The sequence below is a fragment of the Lonepinella sp. MS14435 genome, assembly GCF_042485795.1.
In the GTDB taxonomy this organism is placed as follows: domain Bacteria; phylum Pseudomonadota; class Gammaproteobacteria; order Enterobacterales; family Pasteurellaceae; genus Lonepinella.
This window is the reverse complement of sequence record NZ_CP169368.1, coordinates 1,728,979-1,741,864: the sequence shown is the minus strand read 5'-3', so window position 1 is coordinate 1,741,864 and position 12,886 is coordinate 1,728,979. Positions and strand designations below refer to the sequence as shown.

Annotated in this window: 14 protein-coding genes and 1 tRNA gene; 4 read left to right on the top strand and 11 right to left on the bottom strand. The window is 37.8% G+C overall.

Annotated features, from left to right (window positions below; all coding sequences use genetic code 11):
* Nucleotides 1-71 precede the first annotated feature (71 nt).
* A protein-coding gene (locus tag O1Q80_RS08270) for an IS3 family transposase (protein ID WP_386694339.1) occupies nt 72-1,396 on the top strand; the annotation gives its coding sequence in 2 pieces (ribosomal slippage) (nt 72-546 and nt 546-1,396; 1,326 coding nt in all).
* Nucleotides 1,397-1,458: 62 nt separating this feature from the next.
* Here the strand turns inward: O1Q80_RS08270 and der are convergent.
* From der to dnaQ, 5 genes are all read right to left on the bottom strand, one after another.
* The gene (gene der / locus O1Q80_RS08265; RefSeq protein WP_386694336.1) at nt 1,459-2,997 is read right to left on the bottom strand and encodes a ribosome biogenesis GTPase Der; all 1,539 of its coding nucleotides are present in this window, start codon (nt 2,995-2,997) and stop codon (nt 1,459-1,461) included.
* Between the two features lie 25 nt (nt 2,998-3,022).
* Nucleotides 3,023-3,376: a helix-turn-helix domain-containing protein gene (locus tag O1Q80_RS08260; RefSeq protein WP_386686803.1), complete on the bottom strand. Its 354-nt coding sequence runs from the start codon at nt 3,374-3,376 to the stop codon at nt 3,023-3,025.
* Nucleotides 3,360-3,611 carry a type II toxin-antitoxin system RelE/ParE family toxin gene (locus tag O1Q80_RS08255; RefSeq protein WP_386694333.1) on the bottom strand — a complete coding sequence of 84 codons (252 nt, stop codon included), beginning with the start codon at nt 3,609-3,611 and terminating at the stop codon, nt 3,360-3,362. The genes O1Q80_RS08260 and O1Q80_RS08255 overlap by 17 nt, the downstream gene beginning before the upstream one ends.
* Before the next feature lie 121 nt (nt 3,612-3,732).
* Nucleotides 3,733-3,809: transfer RNA gene (locus O1Q80_RS08250), tRNA-Asp, on the bottom strand.
* Between the two features lie 77 nt (nt 3,810-3,886).
* Nucleotides 3,887-4,669, bottom strand: coding sequence for a DNA polymerase III subunit epsilon (gene dnaQ, locus O1Q80_RS08245; protein ID WP_386694330.1), 783 nt, complete (start codon nt 4,667-4,669; stop codon nt 3,887-3,889).
* A 74-nt stretch (nt 4,670-4,743) separates the two neighbouring features.
* Here dnaQ and rnhA point away from each other — a divergent pair, with 74 nt between their 5' ends.
* Both rnhA and O1Q80_RS08235 read left to right on the top strand, forming a co-directional pair.
* A complete protein-coding gene (gene rnhA, locus O1Q80_RS08240; RefSeq protein ID WP_386694327.1) occupies nt 4,744-5,205 on the top strand; it encodes a ribonuclease HI in 462 nt (153 codons plus the stop codon).
* 141 nt (nt 5,206-5,346) lie between these two features.
* Entirely contained in the window at nt 5,347-5,826 is a 480-nt protein-coding gene (locus O1Q80_RS08235) for a Dps family protein (protein ID WP_386694324.1), read from the top strand.
* Nucleotides 5,827-5,883: 57 nt separating this feature from the next.
* Here the strand turns inward: O1Q80_RS08235 and mtgA are convergent, their stop codons facing one another.
* From mtgA to O1Q80_RS08205, 6 genes are all read right to left on the bottom strand, one after another.
* Entirely contained in the window at nt 5,884-6,588 is a 705-nt protein-coding gene (gene mtgA / locus O1Q80_RS08230) for a monofunctional biosynthetic peptidoglycan transglycosylase (RefSeq protein WP_386696171.1), read from the bottom strand.
* 40 nt (nt 6,589-6,628) lie between these two features.
* Nucleotides 6,629-6,934 carry a trp operon repressor gene (gene trpR, locus O1Q80_RS08225; RefSeq protein ID WP_386686793.1) on the bottom strand — a complete coding sequence of 102 codons (306 nt, stop codon included), beginning with the start codon at nt 6,932-6,934 and terminating at the stop codon, nt 6,629-6,631.
* Between the two features lie 32 nt (nt 6,935-6,966).
* Entirely contained in the window at nt 6,967-8,994 is a 2,028-nt protein-coding gene (locus O1Q80_RS08220) for a transglycosylase SLT domain-containing protein (RefSeq protein ID WP_386694321.1), read from the bottom strand.
* A complete protein-coding gene (gene yccS, locus O1Q80_RS08215) occupies nt 8,975-11,140 on the bottom strand; it encodes a YccS family putative transporter (RefSeq protein ID WP_386694318.1) in 2,166 nt (721 codons plus the stop codon). The genes O1Q80_RS08220 and yccS overlap by 20 nt, the downstream gene beginning before the upstream one ends.
* A 17-nt stretch (nt 11,141-11,157) precedes the next feature.
* Nucleotides 11,158-11,613, bottom strand: coding sequence for a YccF domain-containing protein (locus tag O1Q80_RS08210; RefSeq protein ID WP_132302304.1), 456 nt, complete (start codon nt 11,611-11,613; stop codon nt 11,158-11,160).
* 142 nt (nt 11,614-11,755) lie between these two features.
* The gene (locus tag O1Q80_RS08205) at nt 11,756-12,421 is read right to left on the bottom strand and encodes a DUF2057 domain-containing protein (protein WP_386686786.1); all 666 of its coding nucleotides are present in this window, start codon (nt 12,419-12,421) and stop codon (nt 11,756-11,758) included.
* A gap of 149 nt (nt 12,422-12,570) precedes the next feature.
* On the opposite strand from O1Q80_RS08205, the gene O1Q80_RS08200 reads away from it, so the two are divergent.
* Nucleotides 12,571-12,840 carry an acylphosphatase gene (locus O1Q80_RS08200; protein ID WP_386686784.1) on the top strand — a complete coding sequence of 90 codons (270 nt, stop codon included), beginning with the start codon at nt 12,571-12,573 and terminating at the stop codon, nt 12,838-12,840.
* Nucleotides 12,841-12,886: the final 46 nt, after the last annotated feature.

Sequence of the window (12,886 nt, the reverse complement as noted above, 5' to 3'; positions counted from 1 at the left end):
ACTGCGGTGTAAAAAATGATCTGCACCCCAAAAGTTGGACTAACCTCCAACCCAATAAGGTGCAGATTTTTATGACTAAATACAACCAAACATTCAAACAACAAGTCGTGGATTTTTATTTCACAAATCACGAAAGTTTATCTATAACATGCAAACATTTTGACCTGCCCAATGAGACAGCTAGACGTTGGATTGTGCAATTTAAGCACTCAGGCAGTAGTGGATTAGCTGTTCGACATAGCAAACAAAAGTATTCTCCAGAGTTCAAATTTAACGTTGTTCAAAGCGTACTTTTAGGTCAATTTTCGGGTCGTGGTGCAGCGTTACATTTTGGCTTAAGTAGCTCGGGCATGATTAGTCAATGGTTGAAAACCTTTGAAAAACAAGGTATAAAAGGCTTATTACCTAAACCAAAGGGTCGCCAAACGATGAAGCCAAAATATCCTAAAATGCCCCCAAAACCCAAGAATCGGCTAGAAGAACTCGAGCTTGAAAATCTGAGATTGAGAGCGGAGAACGACTTTCTAAAAAAGTTGGACGAGATTATCAAACGAGAAGACAGGAAACGGCAGAAGCCGTCCAAGCCTTAAGATTACGCTATCCGTTAGCTTTGTTGCTCGAAATTGCGGGACTTTCTCGTAGTGTATTTTTCTATCATATCAAGCCTAAAACGGATAAAGATGAAGCACTTAGAGCAGAAATCAGGAAGATAAAAGCAAAGCACCCTGAATATGGCTATCGCCGTGTTGCAGCAGAGTTGAAAGGGGTCAATCACAAGAAAATTCAACGATTTATGCGAGAAATGGGCTTGCAGGTGAAAAGCAAAAAATGTCGAAAATATAATGCCTATCATGGTGAAGTGGGCAGAATTGCCGAAAATAGGCTTAAACGTGATTTTACTGCCAGCAAACCGAATGAAAAATGGCTCACGGATATTACGGAGTTCAAGGCAGAAGATGGTAATAAACTCTATTTTTCGCCGATTTTAGACACATTTAACAACGAGCTAATCGCACATCACACTAGCACCAGTCCAAACTGGGCATTGGTGGAAACGATGTTGCAAAACGCATTGAAAAAGCGTGCTAAGGGAGAAAAAACGGTGTTGCATTCAGACCAAGGTTGGCACTATCAAATGCGAGCTTATCAACATATATTACGAGAAAATGGCATTGAACAGAGTATGTCCCGTAAGGGAAATTGCTTGGATAATGCTGCAATGGAGAGTTTTTTCGGGCGAATGAAAACGGAGCGTTTTTATGGGAAATCCTTTAAAACCGTTGATGAGATTAAAATCATGATTGATGAGTATGTTCGCTATTACAATGAAGAACGTATTCAGTTAAAATTAAAAGGACTGAGTCCGATACAATATCGTCGTCAGTCCTTGATGTAAGCGTCTAACTTTTTGGGGTCAGATCAAAACGTCAATTTTTTGCACCGCACTTTTTTGTTTCCCTACCTCGACTTCTTAATAAACTTCATCAATCGTTTCCGTTTGCGTAACTGTGTAGGCGTTAGCATATTACGTTTGCCTGCAAAAGGGTTATTGCCCTCTTGGAATTGAATTCGAATTGGGCTGCCGATAATTTTTAGGCTGCGGCGGTAATAGTTGGATAAATAGCGTTTATAACTGTCAGCCAGTTTATCCATTTGGTTGCCGTGTACCACAATAATTGGTGGATTGTAGCCACCAGGGTGAGCGTATTTGAGTTTAATACGGCGACCATTTGCCAGTGGTGGTTGGTGTTCTTCCGTTGCCATTTGTAAAATACGAGTGAGTAGGGAAGTGGTCATTTTCTGGGTAGCACAGGCATAGGCTTCTTGTACTGATTCAAATAAATTGCCTACGCCACTGCCGTGTAAGGCGGAGATAAAATGTACTCGGGCGAAGTCGATAAAATCTAAACGGCGATCTAGTTCGGATTTGACCCGATCTTTGACTTCTTGATCTAAGCCGTCCCACTTATTCACCACGATCACCAGTGAACGTCCAGCGTTTAAAATAAAGCCGAGTAAGGATAAATCCTGATCGGAAATTCCCTCTCTGGCATCAATGGTGAGTAATACTACATTGGCATCTTGAATAGCTTGTAAGGTTTTGATCACCGAGAATTTTTCTACGGTTAAATGCACTTTGCCACGCTTACGTACGCCTGCGGTGTCGATAATGGTGTAATGTTGCCCGTCACGCTCCATGGGAATATAAATACTATCTCTTGTAGTACCTGGTAAATCGTAAACCACTACTCGATCTTCGCCTAAAATACGGTTAGTTAGCGTAGATTTACCTACATTTGGACGACCGACAATGGCGATTTTGATATTTTTATTTTCAGGTTGCTCGCTTTCTTCTTCAAGGGCCTCATCTAAAAGTGCGGTGTCATTTTCATCAGAAAAATCAAACTCTTGATCCCATTCGTCTTGTTCTGTATCAGAATCTTCATCATTTTTCACCGCACTTTCTGCGGTGTTAAATTGTGCCGCAAAAGGGGCAAGCACGTCTTCAATTAATTGGGTCACACCACGCCCTTGTGATGCAGCGATTTGAGCAATCTCACCTAAGCCGAGTTGATAAAATTCCGCACAATGGGAATCTGCATCAAGTCCATCAGTTTTGTTTGCTACAACCACGGTAGTTTTATTTTGGCGTTGGCGTAAATAGTTGGCAATCCCAATATCTGCTGGGGTTAAGCCAGCACGAGCATCTACAAGGAACAGCACAACATCTGCTTCTTCAATGGCAAGTAAAGATTGTTCTGCCATTTTTTCTTCTACACCTTCTTCCGTGCCATCGATACCACCAGTATCAATAACAATAAAATCGTAACCAGCTACATTGGCTTGCCCGTATTTGCGATCTCGAGTTAAACCTGGAAAATCCGCTACCAAGGCATCACGGGTACGAGTTAAACGGTTAAATAGAGTTGATTTGCCCACGTTCGGGCGACCGACTAGGGCGATGACTGGAGTAGATTGGGTAATATCTGTTGTCATAGAAACCTTAAATTTATTTGATAATTTAAAAATCCAATTGTTCTGCACGAATACCGAACGCTTGAGCAATTTTTTCTCTGGTTGTTTTGCGTAATTTGCTGGCTTTTTCGTGTTGAGAATAAGCGGATTGTGAAATTTGTAACCGTTTCGCCATTTCAGCTTGTGTCAATCCTAAATATTCACGCCATGCTCTAACTGCAGAAAGATCTTGTTTTAACGCTAATCCTACAACTTCATAGGGAACACCTGAATCTTCATTAATATCCTGTGTTAGATTCGCTTTTTCTTTTAGCCATTCAAATACAGTAAATGGCAACACTGCATAAGCGGGTAATCCATTGTTATCATTTAAAATTTGTACATTAGTAAGTGTTGTCATCACGCTTTTTAACCTCTTCAATTGAGATGATATTCATTATGCCGTTTTTGAAATTGAAAAGTACTCTATAATTTCCCACTCTAAAACGATATTGATATTTATGATTTTTCAATGCCTTGATATTGGGGCAGTTGGGAAAATCTTTCAATGTTTCGCATTTATCATAAATATCTATGGCTTGTGGAATTTTTCTTAATTGTTTAATGGCTTTTGGTTGAAAAATTATTTTATTCATATTTTCTTTTATTCCTTATATTATCTCTCCTTTTATAAGTTAAATAAAGAAAAATATAAGTTTATTTATGTTGCATGGCAATAAAAAAGCACCTAAAAAAACTTAGGTGCTTAAAATAAATTGGCGGAATGGACGGGACTCGAACCCGCGACCCCCTGCGTGACAGGCAGGTATTCTAACCAGCTGAACTACCACTCCGCATTGGTGAAACGCATAATAATAGCAAATGAATTTTCCGTCAACTCTTTTTTGTAATCTTTGATTTGCTTGCTTAATTAATGCACGGTTTCTATATTTTCAAGGGTTGGGTTTAATCGTTTGACCCAAAGGCAATTATCTTTGCTTTTTTTATTAATCAGCTTAATATAATTTTGATGAGCTTGAATTTCATCTTCTGTTAGGGTCAAAACGGGTAAATCTTGCGTAAAATTCACCGCACTTTGTGTTTGTTGTATTGTGCTGAGAGTGTTTATACCGTTGTCATTTTCCATATCATCAAACAGGTTTTTTTGTCCTCCTGTCATTGCAAGGTAAACATCACCAAGAATTTCCGCATCCAGTAACGCTCCATGTAACGTACGTTTACTGTTATCAATATTTAAACGATCGCATAAGGCATCTAAGCTATTACGTTTTCCTGGATATTGCTGACGAGCGAGTTGTAATGTATCAGTAACAAGGCAAATTTCATCTGTTTTCACATTAAAATTATGTTTACGAAATTCATAATCCATAAAGCCGACATCAAAGGGAGCGTTATGAATCAGCAATTCGGCACCGCTAATAAAATCAATAAATTCTTGAGCAACCGCAGTGAAATTTGGTTTATCCATTAACATTTCATCGGTAATGCCGTGAACTTTAATGGCATCGGGATCCACTGGACGATCGGGTTTAATATATAAATGTAATTTCCGTCCAGTATAACGGCGATTAATCATTTCCACAGCACCGATTTCAATAATACAATGCCCTTCATAATGCGCTCCAAATTGATTCATTCCCGTGGTTTCCGTATCCAGTACAATTTGGCGATTGGTATCAATATTAATTGTCATAATTTCTATATCTTTACTGAAAAGTGCGGTAATATTCACCGCAGTTTTTTATTTTGAGTTATTTTAACAGATTTATGCAAAAACAAATTGAAATTTTTACTGATGGTTCTTGTTTAGGTAATCCTGGAGCTGGAGGAATAGGCGTTTTATTGCGTTATAAACAGCATGAGAAAACCCTTGCTAAAGGTTATTTTAAAACCACTAATAATCGTATGGAATTGCGGGCAGTGATTGAGGCTTTAGCAAGTTTGAAAGAACCTTGTAACGTGACTATTGCAAGTGATAGCCAATATATGAGAAAGGGGATTACCGAATGGATTTTTACTTGGAAAAAAAATAATTGGAAAGCGAGTACAGGTAAACCAGTGAAAAATAAGGATTTATGGATACAGTTGGATCAAGAAATTCAACGTCATCAAATTCAATGGCTATGGGTAAAAGGGCATGCAGGGCATCGAGAAAATGAAATTTGTGATGAATTAGCAAGATTTGGGGCGGAAAATCCAACTTTGGAAGATGTGGGTTATCAAGATTGATAAAAATTAACGATTAATTTTTTATACTTGATAGTTAAAATAAATCGAATCAATTCGAGAAATTGATTTGTTATACCTATCAATCAAGCCTATAATAAACCCATCAAAACAATATGATTAACCAAACAGAAGGAAAATGTTATGACAAATAGTATCGGTTTAAACCAAGCATCATCACAAAAAATTGCCGAAGAATTAAATAACTTATTAGCTACTTACCAAGTATTCTATATGAATGTACGTGGTTATCACTGGAATATCAAAGGTGTTCAATTTTTCTCATTACACGAAAAATTTGAAGAATACTACGATGATTTAGTGGAAAAAGTAGATGAAATCGCAGAACGTATTTTAACCTTAGGTTATACACCAGTTCACGCTTTCAGTGAATATTTAAGCAAATCACGTATTCAAGAACACAAAAATGCAAGTTCTGCTCAAGACACTTTACAAGGCACCTTAAAGGGTTTTCAAACCTTGTTACAACAACAACGTGAAATTTTAGCAATTTCTGGCGATGCAGATGATGAAGGTACAGCTTCTTTAATGAGTGACTACATTAAAGAACAAGAAAAAACCATTTGGATGTTAAAAGCTGCTTGTGAAAGTTGTAATGCTTAATTTTTCTGATTAGCAAATAAAACCAAATCTGGCAGTCACTGATGTCTGCCAGATTTTTTATTCCAATTTTTTCAAATAATCCTTACCTAGCAAATTCATCTGGCGTAAAATCCATGCTTGTTTGCGTTTAGTTATTCGCCCCGGTTTTAGCACTTTGAAACTGATTGGATTTGGTAATACAGCGGCTAACAACGCAGCTTCTTCTTTAGTCAATTTTTTCGCAGGCTTTTTAAAATAATATTGACTAGCAGCTTCCACCCCAAAAATACCATAGCCAAATTCAGCGATATTTAAATAAACTTCTAAAATACGTTTTTTTGACCAAAGAGTTTCTAATGTTAAGGTAATTGGCACTTCTAAGCCTTTACGAAGCCAACTTTGTCCATGCCATAAATACAGATTTTTGGCAGTTTGTTGGGAAATAGTAGATGCACCACGAATTTTTTGTGATGTTTGGTTATGATTAAAGGCTTTCTCAATGGCATCTAGGTCAAAGCCATAGTGATTGGGAAAATGTTGATCTTCGGCAGCGATCACAGCTAATTGCATATTGGACGAAATTTCATCAAGGCTGACCCAGTAGTGCTGAATATCGTAATCAAAATCAAGGTGTAAAAGATGCCCAAGTTTTTGTTGGAACATATAGGCAGACAGTGGAATTGGGACGAATCGCAATACTAATGTGAGTAATAGAAAACCGAGTAAAAAACGCCATAAAAAAGCACCGCACTTATTTAAACATAAAGGCAATGATGTTGCCATAGTACGATGGTTGGTGCGGTTGTTTTTTAAGGAAAATAATTTATGCAGGATTTTTTTCATCAATTTGTGTTTTCACCCAGTCTAAAAAATCTTGATCCATTAATTTTAACATATTTGAACCACGAGTGATGGTTGCAGCACTGGTGTTGAGATTTTGTTGAATTTCTCGTTGGGGGATATTTTTATCCAATAATTGAGCAACGATTTGCAACCGTAAACCCACCGCATCGCGTTCATCTGCGGTAAGCAATAAGGTGAGAAGATCCTGTTCCTTGCCTTGTGCCACAGCAGATTTCAGAGTTTCAATAAATGTTGTCCATTGATCCATATTACGACTAATATACATTTTTTACTCCCATACTATTGAACTAGTGCAGATTAGTATAAACGATCTTTCTCTGCTTTGGTAAATAATTTTAGGGAAAATAAATATTGTGGTTGTTGCTGTAAAATCTGGTAATAGCTGTCGTAAGCCAATACATTTTGTACATACCCCCTAGTTTCATAAAAAGGAATAGATGCCACAAATTCCGCCATGGTAAGCGTGCCGTTGGCTTTTTTTAGCCAGCTATCCACACGGTTTGCCCCCGCATTATAAGCAGCTGCAATCAAAATACGATTATTTCCATATTTATCATAAAGTTGCTGTAAATGAGCAGTGCCTAGCATGATATTGTAAAACGGCTCAAATAGTTGTTGTTCATTATTATAGGGAAGTTGAGATTGTTGAGCGGTAAGTTTCGCCGTACTTGGCAATAACTGCATCAAGCCCCGAGCATTCGCACTTGAACTGACTTTGGGTTTGAAAGCACTTTCTTGGCGAGCGATTGCCATGGCAAAAGTCCGCTGAATTTTTTTGCCAGTGAGATGTAAATCAAACCATTCTGTGTAAGCATTGGGTAAACGTAAAGACAAATAGCCCCAAGCCTTCGCTTGAATGGTGGCTTCTACACTGAGATCATACCAACCTTGTTTATTAGCATAATCCGCTAGAGAAATTTGCTCGGGTTGTGTTAAGCCGTTTAACAGATTTGCCCATTCGCTATTCATATTGGCATCATCATTAAAATAACGTAATTCGGTAATACGAGCTAAAATCTGAGCAAAACGCTGTTCTACGGTTTTTTTATCCGAGTTTTCTACGCCAGATGTTTTAATTTCAAGCATTTTAGGCTGATAAACCACGCCTAGATCTTTGGCGGCTAACATGGCATAAAAGCTACGTTGAGTAGAAAGTGCGGTTAAAATCTGTTGTTTTTTGGTTTTCGGTGCAGATTGAGCAATCCAGTATTGCCATTCTTCTTTTTGTTGAGTTTGTTCAGAAAGTAAATCGAGCCAGTTTTTGAATTTGGCTTTTTCTCGTATTGCTAGCCGAATACGGCGTTCAATGAGTTTATCATCTTTTAATTGAGTTAATTGTTCATCTCGCCATTGTTGAACGGCAGGATTTTCACTATCAAAAAATTGGGCTAAATAAAGCGATTTCCATTCAGTTAATTGATTTTGCGTGAGTTGAAAATCTTTCGCCCACTGTTCTAATTCGACAAAATGCTTAATGGGATCGATTTGATTTTCATTTAATTTTTTAATATAAGCAGGCATAATCGCCAATAAAATACGGCGATCTAGGGAATCAGTTTTAGTTAATTTTACCACTGCAAAATCGGAATTGTGATTGGTTAAATTGAGTGGATTATTAAGTAGTGCGAATAAACTTGCTATCCATTGTTTATTGGTATTATCCGTTAATTGCTGTTGTAAATGTTTCAGCAAATTACCATTACCTTGTTCAAATGCCAGTACAGCCCGTTGTTTGGCTAAATCTGGAGTTAAACCGCCTTGAGCTTGCCATTGAGCAAGTAAGGGATCACATTGGCTTGGTAAACTTTTACCCGTGAGCCAGAGTTGCTCTAGTTTATTTGGTGGCAAAACTGCGGTGTTTTTTTGCTGTGTTTTTTCGTCAATGGCTTTCTGTTTAGCTTGAGCCTGTTCTGCTTGTAATACAATACATTGCGTTGCGGTATCTTGCGGTAATTTCGCTGAATTAGCAGTGATTGTCGCCCAGTCTTGCTGAGTAACACGTTGTTTTAGCCATTCTATTTTAAGTCGATTGGCAAAGTTTGGGTTAGGCTGATGTGCTTGATAATCTTCAATTTGCTGCAAGGTTAATTGGCTTTTGTTGGCGTTGAGTAGATGGTATTCGGCATAGGAAACCAGCGGATAATTTGGAATTTGTTGCAATAATTGATTGGCTAACTGTTGCGTAGGGTGACTTTGTGAGATCGCCAACATTTCGCTGATTTTGCGGTAAATCTCACGTTGTTTCTGTAAATCTGGTGTATTAGCAACACTAGGTAAAGCGAAAAATAGACCCAATAAAGTGAATTTAAGCAGAGATGATTTCATGTTTATTATCCTGTATTGTTTGGGTTGCCGTTTGTGGTATGGCAGCATAAAGTGACGGCAAAAGTTGAGCAATTAAATTAAGCTGTTGCATTGGCATATTAAACACTGAACTAAGCAGATCATTTTGTTCAAGGCTATTTTTAATGCTGATATTAATTTGCTGAAAAAGGTCATCAAATTGCACCGCACTTAATGTCGTCATCTTGTCTAATAATTCAATAATTTTCTTGGCAATAGGATAAAATTCACTTAAAAAATAGACATCTTGTGTGAGTTTTTGCATTTGCTCACGATATGCCCCTAAGGCGGAAATATAGCCTAAAAGTGCGGTGTTTAATTTCAATAATTCGAAGCCTTGTTGCAAATGTTGAGCATATTTTTTCGGCTCGTTATTCATATTACTGATGGTGCTGCTTAACTGGGTAGCATTGTCATGAGCATGACGGCGAACAATGCGGTATTTCAGATCATCGCCTTTGCCAAATTGTAAGTGACTGATAATATATAATAAATAGTTAGCATTACTTTTCATTAATTGGCTGATGACGTTGTTTAATTGCAAATATTTCCAGTCAGACCATAAATAGCTCACCGCAAACCAAGCTAATGCGGTGCCGATTAAGGTATCTATTAAGCGTGGTAATAGGGCAGCGTAAATATCAAAGCCCATAATATCAAAGCTGGCTAATACTTGAATGGTGATAAAAAAGGTAGAATAGCTGTAATTATTACTGCGGAAAAAATAAAACAGCGTACTCGCTATCACCACGACGGCGAGTTTGGCTTCAAGTGTGGATGTCATATAAGGCAGTAATGAGCCGACAATTACCCCCAAAATGGTGCCGATAATCCGTTGTTTTAAGCGTAGTTTGGTGGCGGAATAATTGGGTTGGCAGACAAAAATAATAGTCAGCAAAATCCAGTAGCCACGGTCCGCTTGCAGATGAAAATATTCTACTAAAGAACAGCAAATTAACACCACTAAAGAGAGTCGCATAGCATGACGAAAAAGGGGCGATTGAAAGGTAAAATGTTGCCCGATACGTTGCAAAATTTTGCCTAAACCCGTGATATTTTCACTGTAAATAGTTCGCTGTTCGGGTTCATGAATTGGTTGGGATAAGGATTGCAACTGGCAATGAATATTGCGTAAATTATCTAGCAAGGTTTTAATATGTACTAATTCGGGGCTTGCATTATGTTGTTGGCTGTAAAGTTCAAAGGATTGACTGATCCCTGAAATCGCACGTTCTAAACGAAAGTGCGGTTGAAAATCCTGATTTTTTTGTAACTGTTGAGCAATATCGCGACAGGCTTGAGCTTGTAATTCTAATAAACGTTGAATACGAAAAATGAGATCGGAATTTTTCAGCTGGGTTGCTAATGTTTTATAGTCAAAATGGCTTGAATTGGCTTTCTCGTGAATATCCTGTGCTGACATATAATAACGGCACATTTTACTGGTGTAAGAATAACGGTTATTATCTTGCATGCGATAAAATAATGCCGTACGACATTCGTTAAACACATTGATGACTTGGCTATTTTTCATTGCTAGGGTCAACTGTTTCTGTGAAAGTTGTTCCACATCATCAGGATCGAAAAATACTGATTTGGCATCTAAATAATCCGCCAATGCGACAAATGCACGGCTGATTTTTTCTTGGAGCGGACGGTTCGGAAAACATAAATGCACGGTGACGGTGATGAAGCTATATAACAGCGTGCCTGATAAAATCATCAGCGGATTAATATACCAAGGGGTATCAGGCAAATAGGCGAGCGTGGTATAAAGCGAAACGACCAAAGTGCCAAAGGCAATAGTGCTGTAACGCTGTCCGACAGCCCCAACCATGGTGAAAAGAAACGTCATGCCAGTCATTGCCAATACAAACCAAATGCCTTGATTGAGAAAATATTGTGTCACTAAAGACGAAATGGAAAAGGCAATAACAGTATAAAAAATATTTTTTAACCGTCCAGATAAACGGTGATCTAAATCCACTAAACTGGCAGCGATAACCCCTAATATTAATGGCATACTTTGATCGGTAATATTTAATAACCAAATGAGTACACAAGCAATATTGACGGCAATAGCAATCGGTAATACGCTGATGATTTTGCTGTTAAGTTTAATCAACATTGTCTAGCATTATCCTATTAAGCATTACGTCTTAATTCAAATTCCTTTTCGGCAGCATGTTGACGAGCGAGAGCAGCCATTTCTTTGGATACGACACGTTGTCCTACGGGAAAGAGTGAAATCGGAGCAAGTTTAAAATGGGCTAATCCAGTTGGAATACCGACTAATGTTACACATTGTCCAATACCCACAAAAATGTGCATTAAACAAAGCCACCAACCGCAGAAAATAAACCACACTACATTGAGCATTTTGCCTAATACATCTGTTCCTGCATTATTGGGATCTAAATATTTAATATGCACAATATCATTGCCGAAAGGTACTAGCGACATTTTGGTAATTTCCCAACAGCTACGAGTGTAAGGCAAGGTGATAATTAACACTGCACTGATTACCGTGGCGAATAACCAACCTAATGTTACTGCAAAGCCACCGAGAACGAAATTAAGAATGTTTAGAATAAAAGCCATAAAAATATCCTATAAACGAAAATACCAAACCCCGTACTTGCGTACGGGGTTATACTAAGTAACGCCACGCTGTGGCTTTATTACCTACCTAGATGTAGAACATCATAATATGTTTAGTTTGGTACACAAGTACTAAGCAGAACTATTTTTGATTTTTTACCCAATTTAAGAAACGTTGTTGAGTTTCTTTATCAGCTTGTTGATACCAATATTGCAACATTTGTTCTGCTGCATTTTCACCTTGTACAGTGACTTTACCTTTTTGTACTTTACCGTTCGAACCTATGGTTGCAACCGTGGCTGGTAAAGTTGCAGTAGCTAATGCTGGTACAGCAGCAACTGCACCTGAAGCATTGTATTCAGATAAGTTCTCGACCAAATTTACCCCAGGTAAGAAACCTTCTTGTTTCAAGTATTCTTGTTTGGTGCTAATGGTTTTTCCTGAACTTGTTTTCACGGTAATATTGGGATTTTGTTTAAACTTTTCTGCATCACGCTCGGTACTTAAGCGAGGTGCTGAAATTTGAATATCTTCTGTAGAACCTTGGAATGTTACTACGATAGGATCACTTTCAAATAGACTACGGTCAGAGCCTTCACGTACAATTTCAGAAATACGAATAACGACTTGGTGTGTGTTTGTGTCGTTAATATTAAATGAACGAACATCTTTTAATAAAGATTTACTGGCTTTTTGACCATCAATAGCTAAAAAATCAATATTTGATGAACTTGTAACAACACCAGCTAAACTCGCTGAACTAGCTAATAATGCTGCAGTTGCAATAGCAGCAAGACGAAATTTCATATTTACTCCTTTCTTCAGGATCGATTGATCGAACGACTTACACTTTATCATCCTAAAGTGATGAGTATATGCTATGCTAATTTTGCTAAAATGGAAATAGCAGAATGTAAAAAAAGTGATATTATTTCTTAAAAATAAAAGGAGGATATATGGAAAAAAGACAATTTACCGTTTATGGGCGTGTACAGGGTGTAGGATTTCGTTTTTATACTTTATTACAAGCTCGAAAATTAGGTATCGGTGGTTATGTCAAAAATCTTTCAGACGGTTCGGTATTGACTGTTATTGAAGGTAATCCAGAGCAAATTAATGCCATGCGAAATTGGTTACAGCAAGGCTCACCAAGTGCAGAAGTGAGTAGAGTAGTTGAACAGATTTATTCGGGTGATAGGGTATTTTCTGGATTTTCTATTGAATAAAAAAAAGCGAGTAAACGTGGGATGAAAACTCGCTCAAACTTTACTA